At 74.5% G+C, this 18,208-nt stretch carries 14 protein-coding genes; 8 read left to right on the plus strand and 6 right to left on the minus strand.

Features of this window, described 5'->3' with window-relative positions:
* Positions 1–411: 411 nt before the first annotated feature.
* Positions 412–3,372, plus strand: coding sequence for an AfsR/SARP family transcriptional regulator (locus ADK67_RS34160; RefSeq protein WP_197289753.1), 2,961 nt, complete (start codon positions 412–414; stop codon positions 3,370–3,372).
* A 61-nt stretch (positions 3,373–3,433) separates the two neighbouring features.
* Entirely contained in the window at positions 3,434–3,865 is a 432-nt protein-coding gene (locus ADK67_RS34165) for a hypothetical protein (RefSeq protein ID WP_053720690.1), read from the plus strand.
* Between the two features lie 27 nt (positions 3,866–3,892).
* On the opposite strand, the gene ADK67_RS34170 is transcribed toward ADK67_RS34165, so the two are convergent.
* A complete protein-coding gene (locus tag ADK67_RS34170) occupies positions 3,893–4,252 on the minus strand; it encodes a DUF2203 domain-containing protein (protein WP_053720691.1) in 360 nt (119 codons plus the stop codon).
* A gap of 131 nt (positions 4,253–4,383) precedes the next feature.
* Between ADK67_RS34170 and ADK67_RS34175 the strand changes: the two genes are divergently transcribed.
* Positions 4,384–5,247: an immunity 49 family protein gene (locus ADK67_RS34175; protein WP_053720692.1), complete on the plus strand. Its 864-nt coding sequence runs from the start codon at positions 4,384–4,386 to the stop codon at positions 5,245–5,247.
* A gap of 40 nt (positions 5,248–5,287) precedes the next feature.
* Here the strand turns inward: ADK67_RS34175 and ADK67_RS34180 are convergent, their stop codons facing one another.
* The gene (locus ADK67_RS34180; protein ID WP_053720693.1) at positions 5,288–6,445 is read right to left on the minus strand and encodes a glycoside hydrolase family 6 protein; all 1,158 of its coding nucleotides are present in this window, start codon (positions 6,443–6,445) and stop codon (positions 5,288–5,290) included.
* Between the two features lie 199 nt (positions 6,446–6,644).
* Between ADK67_RS34180 and ADK67_RS34185 the strand changes: the two genes are divergently transcribed.
* Positions 6,645–7,454: a bestrophin-like domain gene (locus tag ADK67_RS34185; protein WP_053720694.1), complete on the plus strand. Its 810-nt coding sequence runs from the start codon at positions 6,645–6,647 to the stop codon at positions 7,452–7,454.
* A gap of 65 nt (positions 7,455–7,519) precedes the next feature.
* The gene (mycP, locus tag ADK67_RS34190; protein WP_053720695.1) at positions 7,520–8,779 is read left to right on the plus strand and encodes a type VII secretion-associated serine protease mycosin; all 1,260 of its coding nucleotides are present in this window, start codon (positions 7,520–7,522) and stop codon (positions 8,777–8,779) included.
* 167 nt (positions 8,780–8,946) lie between these two features.
* Here mycP and ADK67_RS34195 read toward each other — a convergent pair whose 3' ends face one another.
* Both ADK67_RS34195 and ADK67_RS34200 read right to left on the minus strand, forming a co-directional pair.
* Positions 8,947–9,243, minus strand: coding sequence for a WXG100 family type VII secretion target (locus ADK67_RS34195; RefSeq protein ID WP_053720696.1), 297 nt, complete (start codon positions 9,241–9,243; stop codon positions 8,947–8,949).
* A 46-nt stretch (positions 9,244–9,289) separates the two neighbouring features.
* A complete protein-coding gene (locus ADK67_RS34200) occupies positions 9,290–9,619 on the minus strand; it encodes a WXG100 family type VII secretion target (RefSeq protein ID WP_053720697.1) in 330 nt (109 codons plus the stop codon).
* Positions 9,620–9,776: 157 nt separating this feature from the next.
* On the opposite strand from ADK67_RS34200, the gene eccCa reads away from it, so the two are divergent.
* From eccCa to ADK67_RS34215, 3 genes are read left to right on the plus strand one after another with little or no spacing between them, the layout of a single operon-like run.
* Positions 9,777–13,724: a type VII secretion protein EccCa gene (eccCa, locus tag ADK67_RS34205; RefSeq protein WP_053720698.1), complete on the plus strand. Its 3,948-nt coding sequence runs from the start codon at positions 9,777–9,779 to the stop codon at positions 13,722–13,724.
* A complete protein-coding gene (locus tag ADK67_RS34210; RefSeq protein WP_053720699.1) occupies positions 13,721–14,098 on the plus strand; it encodes a hypothetical protein in 378 nt (125 codons plus the stop codon). Before eccCa ends, ADK67_RS34210 begins: the two co-directional genes overlap by 4 nt.
* Positions 14,095–15,372: a hypothetical protein gene (locus ADK67_RS34215; RefSeq protein WP_053720700.1), complete on the plus strand. Its 1,278-nt coding sequence runs from the start codon at positions 14,095–14,097 to the stop codon at positions 15,370–15,372. Before ADK67_RS34210 ends, ADK67_RS34215 begins: the two co-directional genes overlap by 4 nt.
* A gap of 119 nt (positions 15,373–15,491) precedes the next feature.
* On the opposite strand, the gene eccB is transcribed toward ADK67_RS34215, so the two are convergent.
* Together eccB and eccD are read right to left on the minus strand one after the other, a co-directional pair.
* Entirely contained in the window at positions 15,492–16,901 is a 1,410-nt protein-coding gene (eccB, locus tag ADK67_RS34220) for a type VII secretion protein EccB (protein WP_053720701.1), read from the minus strand.
* Between the two features lie 3 nt (positions 16,902–16,904).
* Positions 16,905–18,185, minus strand: a complete 1,281-nt coding sequence (eccD, locus tag ADK67_RS34225; protein ID WP_053720702.1) for a type VII secretion integral membrane protein EccD — start codon at positions 18,183–18,185, stop codon at positions 16,905–16,907.
* Positions 18,186–18,208 lie beyond the last annotated feature (23 nt).

Here is an 18,208-nt window from a genome sequence, read left to right on the forward strand (position 1 = left end):
CCGCCAGGCCTGCCGGCTTCGACCAGCCTAAAGCACCCGAACCCATGTCAAATCGGGCCTAGGTGGGGAGGTTGCGGGTCCGTTGTTCCGCGGTTGGGTGAGGGTCCCGGTGGGTGCGCCGGGTCCGTTGTGCGGCTGTTGGGTGAGGCGGGGTGGTGGGGCTCATTGGGTTGGTTAGAGGGTTGTTAGAGGTGTCGGGTTGGCTGTCTGTGCTGGTGGTTCGAGACAGGTCATCTCGCCGGGGGGTCGAGGTGGCACGCGGTCGTCTGCGGGGCGCGAGTGCGCGGCCATTTGTATTGGTGGGCGATGGGTTGTCGGGTGGTGGTCCGGTGGCGATGGGTGGTTTCCGCTACCGGACAGGGGCCGCTTCCGGCCGGGTCTGGGGTGGGTTGGCTGCGGTATACCGGGGTGGTGCGAATCGGGGTGTTGGGGCCGGTGGTGGTGTGGCGTGGGGGTGACGCCATGCCGGTTGGTGGTGTGCGGGAGCGGTATGTGTTGGCGGTGTTGTTGTTGAACGCGGATCGGGTGACGCCGGCGGAGAGGTTGATCGGGGCGTTGTGGGTGAAGCCGCCGCGGTCGGCGCGGGCGCAGTTGCACAACTTGGTGAGCAGGCTCAGGGGGAAGGTGGGCGACGGGGTGATCGTCACGCGGCCCACGGGGTATCAGCTCACGACGCGGGCGGTTGAGGTGGATCTGGTGGAGTTCCGGGCGTTGGCCGAGCGCGGGAGGCGGGCGGCGGAGGTGGGGGAGCACGCGGTGGCGGAGGAGGCGTTCGGGGCGGCGGTGGCGTTGTGGCGGGGGCCGGCGTTGGCGGACGTGGATGAGGAGCACGCTGGGGTGATTCGGGCGGCGCTGCACGAGGAGAGGCTTGCGGCGCAAGAAGGGCGGTTGGCCGCGCGGCTCGCGTTGGGGCGGTACGACGAGGTGTTGGCGGAGGTGGTGCCGCTGGTTGTCGAGCACCCGTATCGGGAACGGCTGTACGAGACGCGGATGGTGGCGCTGGTGGCGGTCGGCAGGCAGGCCGAGGCTTTGGAGGTGTACCGGGAGGCGTACCGGAAGCTGGACGACGATCTCGGTGTGACGCCGGGGGCGGCGTTGCGGGAGTTGGAGCAGCGGATCCTGCGTGGTGAGGTGCCCGCGTTGCGTCGGGTCGTGCCGGTGGTGGTGCCGCGCCAGTTGCCGCCAGAGATGGTTGCGTTGGCCGGGCGTGGCAAGTCGCACGCGGAGATCGTGGCGGCGCTGCGGGCGGACGGGCCGGGGGTCGCGGTGCTGGTCGGTCCGGGAGGGGTCGGTAAGACGGCGTTGGCCGTTGCGGTGGCGCACCACGTGGTCGAGAGGTTTCCGGACGGTCAGTTGTTCGCCACGTTGCGCGGTTCGCACCGGGATCGGATAGATCCGCACGTCGTGGTGGGACGGTTCCTGCGCGCTCTCGGCGTGGACGGTGCGGCGGTGCCGGAGGACCCGGAGGAGCGGGTCGCCCTGTACCGCAGCACGCTCGCCGACCGGGCGGTGCTGGTGGTGTTGGACGACGTGGCGACCGAGGCGCAGGTGCGTCCGCTGCTGCCGGGCGGGTCGTCGTGCGCGACCGTGGTCACCTCACGCCACCAGCTCGGTGCGTTGGTCGGGGCGGCGCGGTGGACGGTGCCCGCGTTGGCGGCCGAGGACTCGTTGGAGTTGCTGTCCCGGGTTGCGGGAGCGGAGCGGATCGCGGCCGAGCCCGAGGCGGCGGGCGGGATCGCGGCGCTGTGCGGCAACCTGCCGCTGGCGATCTCCGTGGCCGCCGGGCGGCTCGCGGTGCACCCGACGTGGCGGGTCGCGGACTTCCGGGACCGGTTGGCCGAGGAACGGCGCAGGCTGGACGAGTTGTCGTTGGGCGACTTGGACGTGCGGGCGGTGATCGCGACCAGCTACCGCCTGCTCGACCCGCCCGCCCGGCTGCTGCTGCGCAGGCTCGGCCTGTCGGCGACGCCCGAGTGGCCCGCGTGGGTGGCGGGCGCGCTGGTAGGTGGTGACGTGGACCGGCCGCTGGAGACGTTGGCGGACGTGCACCTGGTCGAGGTGCTGGGCCGAGACCGGGTCGGGCAGGAGCGGTACCGGTTGCACGGGCTGGTGCACGACTTCGCCGCCGAACGCGCCGCCGACGAGGAGCCGCCGGAGGAGCGCGACGCGGCGCTCGGCCGGGTGCTGTCCGGGTGGCTCGGCCGGGCCGGTGTCGCGGACGAGCGGCTCGGGCACGGGTTGCAGGGCGCGGTCGGGCTCGGTCTGCCGCTCGCCCCGGACGACGTGGCCGGGCCGATCGCCGCCGCGCCGCGGGAGTGGTTCGAGGTGGAGTTGGGCGCGCTCTCCGCGTGCGTCGAGCAGGCGGTCCGGCTCGGGCTCGCGGAGGTCGCCGGCGGGTTGGCGCTGCGGATGGTGGGGTTCCTCGCCCTGCGGACCTACGACGTGGAACGGGAGCGGATCCTGCGTGCCGCGGTCGCGTCCACTCGCGCGCACGGTGTGGACCGGCAGTCGGTGCGGCTGCTGCTGAGCCTGTTCGGGTTGGCCGCTCAACGCGCCCGGTTCGAGGAGTTGCCCGCGTTGGCGGCGGAAGGACTGGCGGTGGCGCGCAAGCTCGGTGACGCGCACGGGATCGTGGGCGCGCTGGGCAACGCGGGGTGGGCGGCGCAGGGCGTTGGGCGGCTCGCCGAGGCGGCGCGGTGGTACGAGGAGGCGGTGGACGCCTGTGACGCGGGCACGCCGACCGCGTTGGCGCGGTGGATGGCGTTGTCGTTGGCCCGCACCCGGCACGAGGCGGGGTTCTCCGCGCAGGCCGTGCCGGTGGTGGAGCGGCTGCTGGCCGACCCGGACGAGGTGGCGCGGAACAGGGCGCAGCTGCTCGTGCTCGGCGCCGACGTGCTGCTGGCCGTCGGGCGGGACGGGGAGGCGGAACGGTGGCTGACCGAGGCGGCGGGGCTCCTCGGCGACCTCGGTGACGAGCTGGGGTCGGCTCGCGTCGGGCACGACCTGGCCAGGGTGTGGCTGCACCGGGGCGAGTGGGACCGGGCCGCCGAACGGCTGGACCGCGTGCTGCGGGCGCACGAGGAGTTCGGCGTGCGGGACGAGGTCGCCCGGACGCTCGGCACGGTGGGCGAGCTGGAGCTGCGCCGGGGCGGGCCGGCGGCCGATGCGCTGCGTCGGTCGTTGGCGATCTGGCGGGAGGTGGGCGCGCGGCTCGACGTGGCGCGGACGTTGGCGCGGCTGGCCTTCGCCGACCCGGACGGCGCGGCGGCGCACCGGCGGGAGTGCGCCGGGATCCTCGACGAGCTGGGGCTGGACGACCGCGCGTTGCGGCTGCCCTCCGACCTGCATCGCGCTCGGATGCCGCCCGGATAGCGGTGGTCGGCACAGTCACCGGAACCGGCCCACCGGGGTCCGGAGTCAGGGGGAGGTTCAGGTGAACAGAGTCGTTTCGCGCCTGCTGCTGCCGGTGGCGGCGGTGTCGGCGATGCTGCTGCCGGGTGTCACGGCGTCCGCGCAGGGGGAGTTCACGGCGCAGCGGATCGTGGCGTGGCCGCCGGACTGCGCCGACGAGACGCGGTCGTACGACCTCGGCGCGATGGTGTGCTTCAACCCGACCGGGGAGCACCTGTACGTGTGCGACGTCGAAGCCGACGGGCACCACCCCGCGGCGCGGTACCAGGGCAGCCACGACACCGAGTGGGCCTACAAGCACCACACCGGGCCGGGCAGCGGCGTCGGCACGTGCCTGGACGTGGACTTCGACATGCCGGAGAACACGTCCATCCGGTACGCGGCCCTCAACTTCGAGGGCGCCCGCCAGGTCAGCGGCGGGCCGACCACCGGGTGGATCTCGGCCGACGGCTGAGGCGCCGGCCGTGGCGGCTGGGGGTCGTCACGGCAGGGGGCGGCGGCCGGCGAAGCCGAGGTCCGTGCGGTGGTACCAGTCGAGGCCTTGGTCGCCTTCGAGCCAGCACAGCAGCACGGGCACGCCGTCGAGGTCGGACGGGAAGTCGACCAGCAGGGGCGCGAAGCCCTTCAGCTCGGCGCCGGTCGACTGCACCGTGGTCATGAGGTCGTCCAGCCGGGCCTGTGCCGCCTTCAGCTCGGGCAGGCCGCCGAGGTCGGTGGGTCCGCCGCCGTCGAGCGAGGCGGCCAGCTCGGCGGCGTCGGCCCGGACCTCGACGATCTCGGTGAGCACCGGCAGGAGCCTGGCCAGCTCTTCTCGCGCCTCGGGCACGCTGAACACGGTCACCCCTGGTCCGCCGTCGACTGCCGTACCCGAACAGGCTACCCGCAGCGTCGGCGCCGGTTCGGGCCCGCGGCGGTTACCCGGCCGGGCGATCCCTGGTGGGATGGGAGGTGGACGCACGGAGAGGTGCCGCCATGGTCGAGGTCAGCCGGCACGACACGGTCACCGGGAGGTCGGCCGAACTCCTGGCCGGGCTCGACGGGGACATCGGGGCGCGCGTCGACCGGGCGGCCCGCGACCCGGACACGTTGAGCCCGCTGTTCCTGCACGCCCTGCGCCGGCTCGGCCACCGGTGCGTGCTCGACCCGGGCGGCACCAGCCGGGAAGCCTGGGACAGCCTGGTGTTCGCGCTGGACGTCGGCGCGGCGGTCTTCGCCGTCGCGGACGCGTCGCCCGGCGCCGAGGTGCCGTGCCGGCTCGGCGGCGAGGTCGTCGCGCTGCGCGGCACCGGGCCGGTGCGGTACGCGACGGCGGAGACGTGGCTGACCACGATGTGGCTCGCGGTCCTGGCGCGGGACCCGGACGCGGTGGAACGGCACACCGCCGTGCCGGTCGAGCTGCTGAAGGCCTCCGGCGCGGCGGAACCGCACTACCTGCTGCACATGGTGCGGATGCTGCAGCTGTTCTTCCGCCTGGAGAGCGGCGCGGACCGCGAGCTGAACTCCGCGGTCGGCCACGGCGACCCGGCGGAGTTCGCCGACCCGGCCGCGCGCGAGGCCGCCGCGCGCATCCGCTACCCGCAGCAGCGGCTGTTCCACTACTTCCTGGTCGACCACTCCGACGAGCAGTTCAACGACGCGCTGGCCCAGGCGCTGCGCCACCACCGGGCCTACTGGACGGCGACCGGCGACCGCGCCGCCTCCCCGGCCGGCTACCTGGCGCTCGGCCCGCTCGCGCTCACGGCCGTCGCGCACGACGCGGGCACCGCGATCACGGTGACCTCCGACTACCTGCCGACGGCGCTGTACGACGGGTCGGCGTTCGCCGAGCACCGCTGACGTCGGGGCCACCAGCGGCCGGCGGCCCCGACGTCACGCGTCAGCGCAGCGGCGGTGAGGCCAGCCGCGCCAGTTCCAGCGCCTGCTCGGGCCACCAGCGGCCGGCGGCCGGGCCGCCCTGGCACTCGCCGTCCGACTCACCGGGGCGCTTGATCCACAGGAACGCGTCCACCAGCGGGATGCCGGTGTCCGCCGTGGGGCGTTCGCCGAGGCCGCGGCCCGGCGGGTTGCACCAGTCGGTCTCGCCCTCGCCCGGCGTGTAGTGGCCGAGGCCGTTGCGGCTGGTGTCCAGCACGAAGTGCGTCATCTTCGACTTGCGCACCGGCAGCGCGTCCAGCACGTCGTCGGCCGGGCAGCTGGTCGCGCCCTGCTCCGTGCGCAGGTAGAGGCACTTGGAGATGCGCGTGCCGTACTGGACCAGGTCCTCGGTGAAGCGGTAGTTCGAGGTGTTGAGCGCGAACCCGTCCGCCCGCGTGATGCCGCCCTGGAGCAGGCGGTTGACGATGCCCAACTGCTGCCGCGGCTCGCCGTAGCCCGCGTCGTAGTCGTTGAGCGCCTGCCACGCGGAGTGCCCGGCGTCGAGGTAGACGCGGGTGTGCTTGCCGCGCTTGAGCGCGTCCACCGCGTGGTTGATCTCGCGGAACCGCTGCGGCACCAGCTCCTCGTCCGGCCCGATCGTGCACCACGGCTCGCTGGTCAGCAGCGCCAGGCCGTCCGGCTCGACGACCACGACCGCCTTCTCGTCACCGATGCCGTCGGCGAAGGCGTCGATCCACTCCTTGTACTCCTGCTCGCTGCGCGCGCCGCCCGCGGACCACTGCGAGCAGTCCCGGTAGGGCACGAAGTACGCGACGAGCACCGGCACCTGGTCCTTCGCCCGTGCCGCGCGCACGACGTCCCGCACGTTCTCCCGCACCTGCTCGGCGCCCGCCGTGGTGAACCAGATCGCGGTCGGCTGCGCGGCCAGGGCCGACATCAGCCCGGCGTCGGCCTCGCGCCCCTCGGCACGCCACTGCTCGGCCTGCCGCGCGGCGTTGCCGTCCGGTTCGACGTAGAACGACGTGCCCTTGGGCAGGTGCGGCGGTCCCGAAGCCGCCACCGTCTCCTCCGCTCCGGCGCCACTCGCGCCGATCAACGCGCACACCGCGGTCGCGGCCAGGGTCAACCCGACGCGCCGCCGTCTCGGTCCGATGTTCACTCGACTGCTCCTCACGGAACGCTGGGAGCGCTCCCAACCGGCCGTCAGCATGCGTGTTCATGAGCTGCATCACAACCCCCGGTCACGCGTGCGGTCACCGTTTCGGAATCCGCTCGTTACCTGACGCGCCCGGCACCTGGACGGGTGCTTGTGGTCGTTCGAGTTGTGGACCCCGACCGCGCCGTCTACCTCTGGACCGGTGCTCACCACCATCGCGGTCGCGGTCGGCGCCCTGGCCCTGGGGCTGTTCTTCAACTGGCTGCTGAAGCGGCGCCGCCACCTCGAGCCGGGCGGCGAGCCGATCACGAACAGCGACCTGACCAGCCCGATGGAGACGCTGGCCGTGCTGCTCCTGGCGTTCGTGATGGTGGTGGCCGCCGAGTCCTACAGCGCGGCGGACGAGGCGGTGCGGTCCGAGGCCGTCGTGGTGGAGCACCTCTTCGAGTTCGCCGAGTTCGCGCCGGAGCCCGCGGCGCGGACGTTGCAGGGCGCGACGGTCTGCTACACCCGCGCCGTGCTGACGCACGAGTGGTCCTACATGGAGCAGGGCACCGGTCTCTCGCCCGTGCCGAGCATCTGGAGCGCCCGGTTCCGCGAGGTGCTCAGGGAGCTCGGCGCGGCGGACCCCCTGTTCGAGACGCTGGTCAACGCGGACGAGCGGCGTTCCGAGGCGCGTATGGAGCGCATCGCGCAGTCGGCGCCGGCGATCCCGGAGATCCTCTACTGGTTCATGGTGCTGTCGCTCGCGGTCACCGTGGCGGCGTTCGCGTTCAACCTGCCCGCCCACCGGCGCGGGGTGGAGATCACCACGCTGGTCGTGCTGACCGTGCTGTTCACCCTCTGCCTGATGCTCATCCGGGACGTCGACCGGCCGTTCGCGGGCGTGATCAGCGTGTCGGACGGGTCGTTGCGCTCCACCGAGGAGTACATCACCGAGGGCTACACCACCCGGTACGGCGAGGACAGCGTGCCGTGCGAGGGGACGGGCGACCCGCGCGAGGGTTCCTGACGCCACCGTGACCGCTTCCGGCCACCGCGGAACGGGACCACGCGCGCAGTGCCGACGATGGGCCCGTGAGACGACTCAGCACCGCGCTCGCGGCCGTCGCGCTCGTGGCGCTGTCCACACCGGACGCCCACGCCGCGCCGCCGCCGGGCGCCTGCCGCGACCCCGAGCCCGCGCGCCCGCCGATCAAGGAGCTGCCGTGGGCGCAGCAGGCGCTCGACGTGACGCGGGCGTGGCCGCACAGCACCGGCGCCGGCGTGCTCGTCGCGGTCGTGGACACCGGGGTCGACCGCGACCACCCGCAGCTGAGCGCGGCCGGGAAGGTGGCGCGCGGCGAGGACTTCTACCTGGTCGGCGACCTGCCCGGCGACTTCGACTGCGGTTCGCACGGCACCGCGGTGGCGAGCATCGTCGCCGCCGACCCGGCGCCGGGCGTCGGCTTCCACGGTGTCGCGCCCGGCGCTCGGGTGCTGCCGGTGCGGGTCGCGGACCGGGACCTGGACGACACGGGCGCGGTGAACGCGCTCGACCCCGTCGTGCTGGCGCGCGGCATCTGGTACGCCGCCGACCAGGGCGCGAAGGTGATCAACCTGTCGATGTCCGGGCAGGAGGACAACCAGTACGTGCGGGACGCCGTGGCGCACGCCGTGGCCAAGGACGTGCTCGTGGTGGCCGCCGCGGGCAACCGGCAGCAGGACGGCGGCCCCCGGCTGGCGTCGTTCCCCGCCGCGTACGACGGTGTGCTCGGCGTCGGCGCGATCGACATCGCGGGCGACCGGATGGCCGGCTCCCAGCTCGGTGACTACGTCGACCTGGTCGCGCCGGGCAAGGAGGTGGCCGGCGCGACCAGGGCGGGCGGGCACGCGTACTGGCAGGGCACGAGCTTCGCGGCGCCGTTCGTCGCGGGCACGGCCGCGCTGGTGCGGGCGGCGTGGCCGGAGCTGACCGCGCCGGAGGTCGCGCGCAGGCTGCTGGCCACGGCGAGCCCGGGTCGCGGTGAGGCCGCCGCGTACGGCGTCGGCGTGGTGAACCCGTACCGCGCGGTCACCGACGGGTTGGCGGCGGCGAAGCCGGAGGTCGTGCCGGTGGTGGTCAAGCCGGTCGAGGACCCCGAGGCGGCACGGGAACGGGCCTGGTGGCGTGCGGCGGCGGCGGACGCGCGCGGGCACGTCGTGCTCGCCGTCGCGGTGGTGCTCGCCGCGGGCGTGCTCGCGTTCGTGCTGGTCAACGGCCGCCGTCGGCGGTGGACGCCGACCCGGCTCGACCCGCTGCCCGAGGGGGCGCCGCCGGCCGAGGTGCCGGACCAGGTGTTCCTGTTCCCCCGGTGAGGCGACGAAGCCGAGAAGTTGAGCCGCTGAAAAGCCCGGGAGGCCGGGAGTCGAGCCGGTGAGAGCCGGGGAAGCCGAGGGTTGAGCCGCCGAGAGCGGGCCGCCGCGGAGTCGAGACACCGAAAGGCCCCGACGCCGGTGAGCGTCGGGGCCTGCTCGCGTGCCGCTCAGATCCCCGTGCTGCCGACCCGTGCCACGGCCGAGCCGAGCGCCTGCTGGAGTTCGGCGTTGGCCTTGTCCACCCCGCCCCGCAGCGCCTGCAGCATGGCCTGCTGCGCGGTCGACACCTGGTGCCACGCGGCGCTGATCTCGCCGAACTGGCCACCGGCCTGGTCGAGCCAGTCCGCGGACGTGGCGCCCGCGGTGGTGCGCCAGGTGTCCATCTCCTGCTCGACCTTCGCGACCGTCGAGGCGATCTGCGCGGCCAGCCCTTCGAGCTGGGCGAAGTTGCCCTTGATGAGCATGTCGTTCCTCCCTTGTCCGGTGTCTCCCCTTGGCCCGGCTCGGCGGTCAGCCGAGCGCGCCGCCGAACGGGCTCGCGCCCTGCACGGCGTTCAGCCCGGACGCCGAGGCCTGGTCGGCGTTGAGGTAGGTGTTCGAGGAGAACCTGGTGTTCTCGCCGAGGCTGTTGAGCGCGGTGGTGAGCCGGGCGATGCCCGCCTCCCACTGGGCGTGCGCGGAGTCGAACGCGGGCCGCGCGGTGCCCTCCCACGCGCCCTTGAGCGCGTCCACGGTGGGACGCAGCGACGCCTTGTGCCCTTCGATGTCACCGGACACGGTCGACGCCATCGCGGCGGCGCGCTCCAGTGTCTCGGTAACGCCGTGAAGTTGGTCCTGCACTCCGGTTCTCCTTTCGCTGGTTTGCCGGTCGGCGCTGCCCAGCGAACCGCGCGGACCGCGCGACCGGCGGCACGCGGCACGTTCCTGCCACCACCGCCCGCCGACCGCCCGCGCGGCACCACGATCGGTCCCGACACCGAGGAAGGGGTGAGCCGGCGTGGCGACCGTGGTGGTGACGAGGCCTCAACGCAGGCCCGCGCCGGAGATGCCGTCCGGCGAGCTGGTGCTGGAGGCGCCGCCCGAGCTGCCCCAGCCCGCCGCCCGCGCGTGGACGCAACTGGTCGTGGTGCTGCCGATGGTGGCGATCATGGCGGCGATGCTGCTGGTGTTCGGCGGCGGCACGACCGGCGCGCTGCGGTTCGTCGTGTTCGGCCTCTTCGGTGTGGCGATGCTGGCGATGGTGCTGGTGTCGTTGCTGAACAACAGCGGTCCGAGCAAGCGGGAGATGGCGCAGGCCAGGCGGTCCTACCTGCGGCAGTTGGCGCAGCACCGGGTGCGCGTCACGCGGTCGATCCGCCGCCAGCGCGACGCGTTGGCCCACCTGCACCCCGAGCCGGACGCGCTGCTGTCGCTCGCCGCGGGCGACCGGCGGTGGGAGAGGCGCCGGTCCGACGCGGACTTCGCCGTCGTGCGCGTCGGACTCGGCCCGCAGAGCCCGGCCCTCGACCTCGTGCCGCCGGACACCGTGCCGCTGGAGCGGCTGGAACCGTTGTCCGCCTCGGCTTTGCGGCGGTTCCTGACCACCTACGCGACGGTGGCCGACCTGCCGCTGGCGCTGGCGTTGGCCGGGTTCGGCGTGATCCACGTCGGCGGCGACCGGGAACGCGCGGTGGCGCTGGCACGGGCGGTGCTGGCGCAGTTGGCGGTGTTGCAGGCGCCGGACGACGTGCGGGTGGCGGTGTGCGCGAACGACGTGCGGCGGCCGGTGTGGGAGTGGGTCAAGTGGCTGCCGCACGCCCTGCACCCCGACCGCACCGACGCGGTCGGACCGGTGCGGCTCGTCACGTCCGGCGTGGTCGCGCTGGAGGCGTTGCTGGACGACCTGCTCGCCGACCGGCCCCGGTTCGACCCCGACGCACCGCGGGCCACGGCCGGGCCGCACCTGGTGGTGGTGCTGGACGGCGGCGCGGTCGCGGGCTCGGACCACCTGATGACCGGCGGCGGTGTCGAGGGCGTGACCGTGCTGGACCTGTCGTCGCCGTTGCCGCGCGTGCCGGAGCGGGCCGCGTTGGTGTTGGAGGTCGCCGCGGACGGTGTGCTGAGCGCCCGGACGGTGGAGGGCGTCGTCGAGCTGGGCCGTGCCGACGTGCTCGACCTGCCCACCGCCGAGGCGCTGGCCCGGGAGCTGGCCCCGTTGCGGCTGACCGCGGGCAGCGCGGGCGAGCAGCCGCTGTCCGGCGACACCGGCCTGGAGGACCTGCTGGACCTCGGCGAGGTGTACTCCTACGAGCCGGGGGAGAACTGGCAGCCGCGGCCCAACCGGGACCGGCTGCGCATCCTGTTCGGCATCCGCGAGGACGGCACGCCGGTCGAGCTGGACCTCAAGGAGTCCGCGCAGGACGGCATGGGGCCGCACGGCCTGCTCATCGGCGCGACCGGGTCGGGCAAGAGCGAGCTGCTGCGCACCCTGGTGCTGGGGCTGGCGCTGACCCACCCGCCCGAGTCGCTGAACTTCGCGTTGATCGACTTCAAGGGCGGCGCGACGTTCGCGACCCTGGACCGGTTGCCGCACACCAGCGCGGTGATCACCAACCTGGTCGACGAGCTGCCGCTGGTCGACCGGATGGCCGACGCGGTGAACGGCGAGCTGGTGCGCCGCCAGGAACTGCTGCGCGCGGCGGGCAACTTCGCCTCGCTGCGCGACTACGACCGGGCACGTGCGGCGGGCGCACCGCTGCCCGAGGTGCCGACGCTGCTGGTGGTGTGCGACGAGTTCAGCGAGCTGCTGTCGGCCAAGCCCGACTTCGTGGACATCTTCGTGCAGATCGGGCGGTTGGGCCGGTCGCTGGGCGTGCACCTGCTGCTGGCCAGCCAACGGCTGGAGGAAGGCCGGTTGCGCGGGCTGGACACGCACCTGTCGTACCGGATCGGGTTGCGCACGTTCTCGGAGCTGGAGAGCCGGACCGTGCTGGGTGTCACGGACGCGTTCAGCCTGCCCCGCGCGCCCGGCCACGGTTTCCTGAAGTTCGGCACGGAGCCGATGGTGCGCTTCCGGTCGGCGTACGTGTCCGGCGTGCACCGCAGGCCCGGGTCGGGTGGCGCGCCGGGTTCGGTGGAGGTGCCGGGGATGGCGCCGTTCACCACCGACTACGTGGCGCCGCCCGCCGTGCCCGTGGTGGACCCGGTCGACGAGGACGCGGTGGGCGAGAGCCTGCTGGACATCCTGGTCGACCGGTTGGCCGGCCGCGGCACGCCCGCGCACCAGGTGTGGCTGCCACCGCTGGACCGCTCGTCCACTTTGGACGAGCTGCTGGGCGCGCTCGACGCGGACGCCGTGCGCGGGCTGTGCCCGGTCGACGCGCGGCGCAACGGTGGGCTGCGCGCGGTGATCGGCCTGGTGGACCGGCCGTTCGAGCAGCGGCGCGACCTGCTGGAGCTCGACCTGTCCGGCGCGGCCGGGCACGTGCTGGTGGTCGGCGGTCCGCGCAGCGGGCGCAGCACGGCGTTGCGGACCGTGGTGGCGAGCCTGGCGCTGACGCACACGCCGGCGGAGGTGCAGTTCTACTGCCTGGACTTCGGCGGCGGGCTGCTGGGCGCGTTGCGCGGGCTGCCGCACGTCGGCGGGGTGGCCGGCCGGCAGCAGGCGGGCGCCGTGCGGCGGACCGTGGCCGAGGTGGCGGCGGTGCTGGAGCGGCGGGAGCGGCTGTTCGCCGAGCACGAGGTCGACGGCATCGCCGGGTTCCGGGCGCTGCGCCGCGAGGGCCGGTTCGCCGACGAGCCGCACGGCGACGTGTTCCTGGTGATCGACGGCTGGCAGACGCTGCGCAAGGAGTTCGAGGACCTGGAGGACGTGGTCTCCGACATCGCGACGCGCGGCTTGTCGTTCGGGGTGCACGTGGTGGGCACGTGCGCGCGGCCGTTCGACCTGCGGCCGGGGATCCGGGATCTCTTCGGCAGCCGGTTGGAGCTGCGGCTGGGCGACCCGCTGGACAGCGTGGTCGACCGGCGGAGCGCGGCGGCGGTCCCGGAGGGCTCGCCCGGCCGCGGCATCACGCCGGACAAGCACCACCTGCTGGTGGCGTTGCCGCGGCTCGACGGGCAGTCCGATGTGGACAGCGCGACGCCCGCGCTCGGCGAGCTGGTGGACGCGGTGGCCCGGGCCTGGACGGGCGCGCCCGCGCCGAGGGTGCGGCTGCTGCCGAGCCGGGTCGCGGCGGCCGACCTGCCCGCGGTCGACTCGGACCTGCGGTTCGCGATCGGGGTCGCCGAGCACGACCTGGGGCCGGTGCACCTCGACTTCGCGGCCGACGCGCACTTCCTGGTGCTGGGCGACGCGGAGTCCGGCAAGACGTCGTTCCTGCGGCTGCTGGCCAGGCGGATCGTGGCCAACCGCACGCCCGCGCAGGCCAGGCTGCTGGTGGTCGACCACCGGCGCGGCCTGGTCGGCGACGTCCCGGACTCGCACCTGCTCGGCTACGGCGGGGACACCTCCACCACCGCGCACCTGATGTCGGAGGCGGCGCGGGCGATGGCGGCGCGGCTGCCGGGCCCCGACGTGACGGCGGAGCGGTTGCGCGCGCGGAACTGGTGGACCGGACCCGAGCTGTTCGTCCTGGTAGACGACTACGACCTGGTCGCGACCGGCATGGACAACCCGTTGCTCGCGTTGCTGCCGTACCTGCCGCAAGGGCGTGACATCGGGCTGCACGTCGTGCTGACGCGGCGGACCGGTGGCGCGGGGCGCGCGCTGTTCGAGACGTTCGTCGCCAGGCTGCGCGACGTGGGCTCGCCGGGCCTGATGTTGTCCGGCGACCGCAACGAGGGGCCGCTGCTCGGCGGCCTCAAGCCCGAGCCGCTGCCACCGGGGCGCGGCCGGCTGGTCGACCGGCGGCGCGCGCCGTCGCTGGTGCAAGTGGCAGATCCGGACCGAGGGAGCGATCAGTGATCAAGGGGATGACCGAGTACATGGCCGCGTTCCGGCCACGGCCGTTGGACCTGGGGAGAGTGGCGCCGCACGCCGCGCCGGGCGGGTGCGGCGGCGGTGTGCTGGAGTGCCCGCCGTTCCAGGCGGCCGACGAGGCGTCGACCACCGCGCTGACCACGTACCTGACGGCCGTCGACCAGGAGTTGGCGCGGTGCCAGGAGATCGCGGTGGCCTGCGCCGACGACTACCTGCGTGCGGACGGCGCCGGGGCGCAGTCCCTGGTCCGGGCGGGCGAGACCGCGCCGCTCGGGCCCGCGCCCGTGTTCGCCGAGGCGGCCCGCCTGTCCCGCAACGCCCGTCGTGGGCCCGGCGGCGAGTTGGCGGGGATGTCATGAGCTACGCGGGGATGACGCTGCAGCAGATGGCCGACATGGTGCGCAAGGAGGTCAGCCACGTCCCGCGGCTGCGGCAGGCGAGCCGGATGTGGCAGGAGGCGCGGGACGAGCTCGAGTTGTCCCGTGAGTCGCTGCGCCGTGAGATCGACGTGTTGGCTCCGCAGTGGACGGACCAGGCCGGTGACCTGTTCGCGGCGCGGGCGTCCAAGGCGGAGCGCGGGATGGCCGAGTGGGTCGCGCGGATCGACTCGGCGCAGCCGTGGAAGGCGCTGGACGACCTCGCCAAGGACATCCCGGAGGCGATGGAGTACATCGAGCTGTGCCTGGCGACGCAGAAGCAGCTGATGGCCGCCGCCAACTCGGGTGGCGCCGGGTCCGTCGAGGGGCAGTTCGCGGAGTTGCAGCGGCGGGCGGCGGCGCGGATGCAGGTGCTGGCCGGGTTCTTCACGGCGGCGACGAGCGCCGTCGAGGCGGCCGGGCAGGGCGCGGGCGTCACGTCGGCAGGTGGTGGCGGCGGTTCTGAGGCGGCGGGCGGTGGGCCCGGTGGCGGTCCGGCGGGCGGTCCGGCCGGTGGACCCGCGGGCGGTCCGGCCGGTGGCCCTGCCGGTGCTGCGGCAGGTGGTGCGGCGGGTGGGGCCGCCGGTGGTCCTGCGGCCGGTGGTCCCACCGGTGGTCCGGCCCTGGCCGGTGGCGCGGCGGCTCCGCCGAAGCTGCCGACCCTGCCGCCGCCCGTCGACCTGCCGCCGGCCCGTCCGGCCACGGCGTTGCCGCAGCTGCCCGTCGCGCCGGCCGTCGGCACGCCGGGTGTGACGACGGCGTTGTCGGCACGTGGTGTCGGCGGGCGGGGCATCGGAGGGGCGGGATTGACCGGCCAGTCCGGCGTGCCGATGATCCCCCGGGCCGCGAAGCCGGGCACGCTCTCGGCCGCCGCCCTGACTCCGCCGCCGCCACCCGTGCTGCCTGCCGTGGGCGCGGGGTCGACGTCGTCGCCCGCGACGCGTGGTGGTGGCGTGCCGCCGATGGTGCCGCCGATGTCGGGCGCGGCGCAGTCCGGTTCCGGCAAGCCGAAGCCGGGGGAGGCCCAACGTCCGGCTGTGGGCAAGGGGCGTCAGCGCGTCGGCACGCCTGGAGTTCCCGATGCGTTGCGGGGGAGGGCGAACCCGGGCGGCGTGCTGCCCACGCGCACCGACCGGCGGCGGACCGCCGAGGCGGAGGCGTTGGACGAGGAACTGTGGCAGACGGAGGAACCGAGGTCACCCCTGACCGGCCGCTGAACTGCGACGCACCGCACCGCCCGTCGGCACGAGCGACGGGCGGTGCGGTGTCTTGTCGTTCGGTGGACGTACGAATCGCCGGTGGCCCGCCGCTTCGACTTGCGGCAGGCCACCGGTGTTCAGGTTCGGCGGAGGGCGGTGGCCGGGTCGAGAGGGGAGCCGTGCGGCACGCGGGAGACCAGGCTCACCGGCAGCCGGACCGGCGTGATGTCCTTGTACCCCAGCACTTCCAGCAGCTCACGGCTGGCCAACGCGTGCGCCCGACCTTGGTCGGTCACCAGCGCCACCGTGCCGATCGGAGCGTCGGGGCCCGGCATCACCTCGACCACCGCCGCACGGCCCGGCGGCACCACGACGCGGTCGGCGAGCGGCGTTCCCGTCTCGGTGCGCCGGGCGGTGGCGGTCATCAGGGGGTCCGGCGCCGGCAGGTCCGGGTCCACCACCAGGGTGGGCGGCGAGCCCGCGCCGTCGAACGCCGCGCACAGCGCCGAACCGTCCACCGCGGCGAACTCCGGGCGCGAGGTGGGCGGCTTGCCCGGTCCGGTCGCCACCGGCGGCCCCTGCCGCGCCTGGCCCGCCACCACCAGACCCAGCGGGAGGCCGACCGGCTGGCCGCCGTCGTAGGCCTGCGCGGTCGGCGGGAAGGCGCGTTGGACGTCGTACTGCAACTCCGAGATCGGCCGCAGCACCTCCGCCTCGGCCAGGTAGTGCTGCACCTCGCCACCGGACGTCTCGACAACCAGCAGCTGGCCGATCCGCGCGCCCGGCGCCGCCGTGGACGTCGCCCCGGTGTCCGGCAGCGCGATCGGCGCGATCGGGTCACCCGCCGGCAGCACGTCGACCAACGCCGAACCGACCCGCGCCCGCGGCTCCGACCGCAGCGCCAGACCCACCGCCACCGCGTCCGCCTCCCGGATCCGGTGCCGGAAACCACGCCACAGCAGGTACTGGTCACCGGTGTCCGGCACCTCCACCAGCAGCGCTTCCGACGCCAACGACCGCCCGCCCGGCACGTCACCGCCGACGACGAGCACCGAGTCGTTGACCGTCGCGCCGGTGACGTCCGGCCGCGGCTGGGAGCACATCGTCCAGCCGCCCCCGAGCAGCCGCGCCGGGTCGGGCAGGGAGTCGGGCGCGTCCTCGATCCCGATCCGCGGACCGCGCGGCACACCGGTCAACGACGCGCGCGACACCGTGCGCGTCTCCGCGTGCTTGCCCAGCACCAGCAACGCCGACACGTAGTTCGCCACCGGGTGCAGCCGACCGTCCAGGTACACGTGCCGCGCGCCGGTCTCCTCCTCCACCACCACGAACTCGCCGCGCCACGCCGTGCTGCCGCCCGGCGACACCATCCCGTACACCCCGAACCCCGCCAGCACGACGACCGCGATCGCGATGCTCGCGAACGCCGCCACCACCGACCGGCGGAACGGCGGCTGCTCGGGATCGCTCTCGCCGGTGACCAGCGCCGACACCACCCGTTGCAGCAGGAACTGCTGCGCCTGCACCTGATCCCGGTTCGACGCCACGGCTCAGCCCCCCAACCCGCGCAGGTGCCCGTACAGGCCGAGCACCGCGCACACCACCGGCACCACCGCGATCACCACGACGACCTCCAGCAGCTCCGCGTACCGCGACAGCCGCGCGTTCCGCTTCACCCTGGCCAGCCCCACCACGACCACCAGCGCCCCGATCCCGATCACCGCGGGCCCCGTCGGCAGGACCGCCAGCACCGCGATGCCGGCGCCGAGCAGCGGACCGCGTTGCCGCACCGCCGGGTACAGGCGGGCGCGCAGCAGCAGCCCCACCCCGAGCACGCCCAGCAGCACCGTCGCCCACACGTCGCCGCGCATCAGCAGGACCGCGCACGCCGCCACCACGACCGCGCAGCCCGCGAGCATCCCGGTCAGCAGGCCGTCGGCCCGCACCACTGCCTCGCGCACCGCCGCACGTGCCGGTCGCGGCGGGTCGGCGAGCAGGTCGGCGGGCGTGCGCGGCAACGTCGGCAACGGCACCCGGCCGAGCCGGATCGCCAACGGCGCGCACAGCGGCGAGAACACCAGCGCCGCACCCGCGACCACCGCGGCCGCTTCGACGCCGGTCAGCACGTCCGCCGCCAACCACGCGCCGCCCGCGCCGAGCAGCGCCGCCGTGATCGCGCCGGTGAACCACACCGCCTTCTCCGCCACCCCGATCACCGCGAGCACCGACACCACCAGCACCGCCGCGCACGCCGACAGCACGTGCGGCGCGCCGACGCCCGGTCCCGCGCCGACGAACAGCACACCGCCGAGCCCCGCGTACGGCAACGCCGACGCCGCCACGACCGCGCCCGCCCCCGCGTCACCGAACGCACGCGCGCACGCCACACCCGCCGCCACCAGCACCGCGGCCAGACCCCACGGCCACCACGGCGACCCCAACGCCGCCAACGGCACGACGCCGAGCAGCACCAGCAGCGCGCCCGCGAGCAGACCGGCCCGCCGGGTGTGCCGAGGGCCCCACGTCCGGCCGAGACCGGACGCGATCACGTCGACCAGGTCGTCGTACTCCAGCTCCGGCCACTCCGTGCGGCGGTGCGCCAGGTGCAGTACCTCGCCGTCGCGCACGCGGTGCGCGGCGAACGTGCGACCGAGTTCCAATGGTGCGCCATCGGGTTTGCGCAGCAGCCAGCCGTCGTCGGCCGGAGGCTCGCCCGCGTGCTTCAGCAGCCCCGGCAGCACTTCGGCGACCGACGAGTGCTCGGGCAGCGCCAGGTCGATGCGCCGATGCGGTGCGGCGATCGTCACCCGCACCAGCCCTGTGGTGTTCATGCGCGTCACGATGGACCGCCGGC

The organism is Saccharothrix sp. NRRL B-16348 (genome assembly GCF_001280085.1).
Lineage (GTDB): Bacteria > Actinomycetota > Actinomycetes > Mycobacteriales > Pseudonocardiaceae > Actinosynnema.

Bases quoted from the DNA above. Each gene is read 5' to 3' on its own strand.
- eccD (WP_053720702.1), bottom strand. From the start codon at position 18,185: ATGAACACCACAGGGCTGGTGCGGGTGACGATCGCCGCACCGCATCGG.
- ADK67_RS34195 (WP_053720696.1), bottom strand. From the start codon at position 9,243: ATGCTCATCAAGGGCAACTTCGCCCAGCTCGAAGGGCTGGCCGCGCAG.
- ADK67_RS34175 (WP_053720692.1), top strand. From the start codon at position 4,384: ATGGTCGAGGTCAGCCGGCACGACACGGTCACCGGGAGGTCGGCCGAA.
- ADK67_RS34215 (WP_053720700.1), top strand. From the start codon at position 14,095: ATGAGCTACGCGGGGATGACGCTGCAGCAGATGGCCGACATGGTGCGC.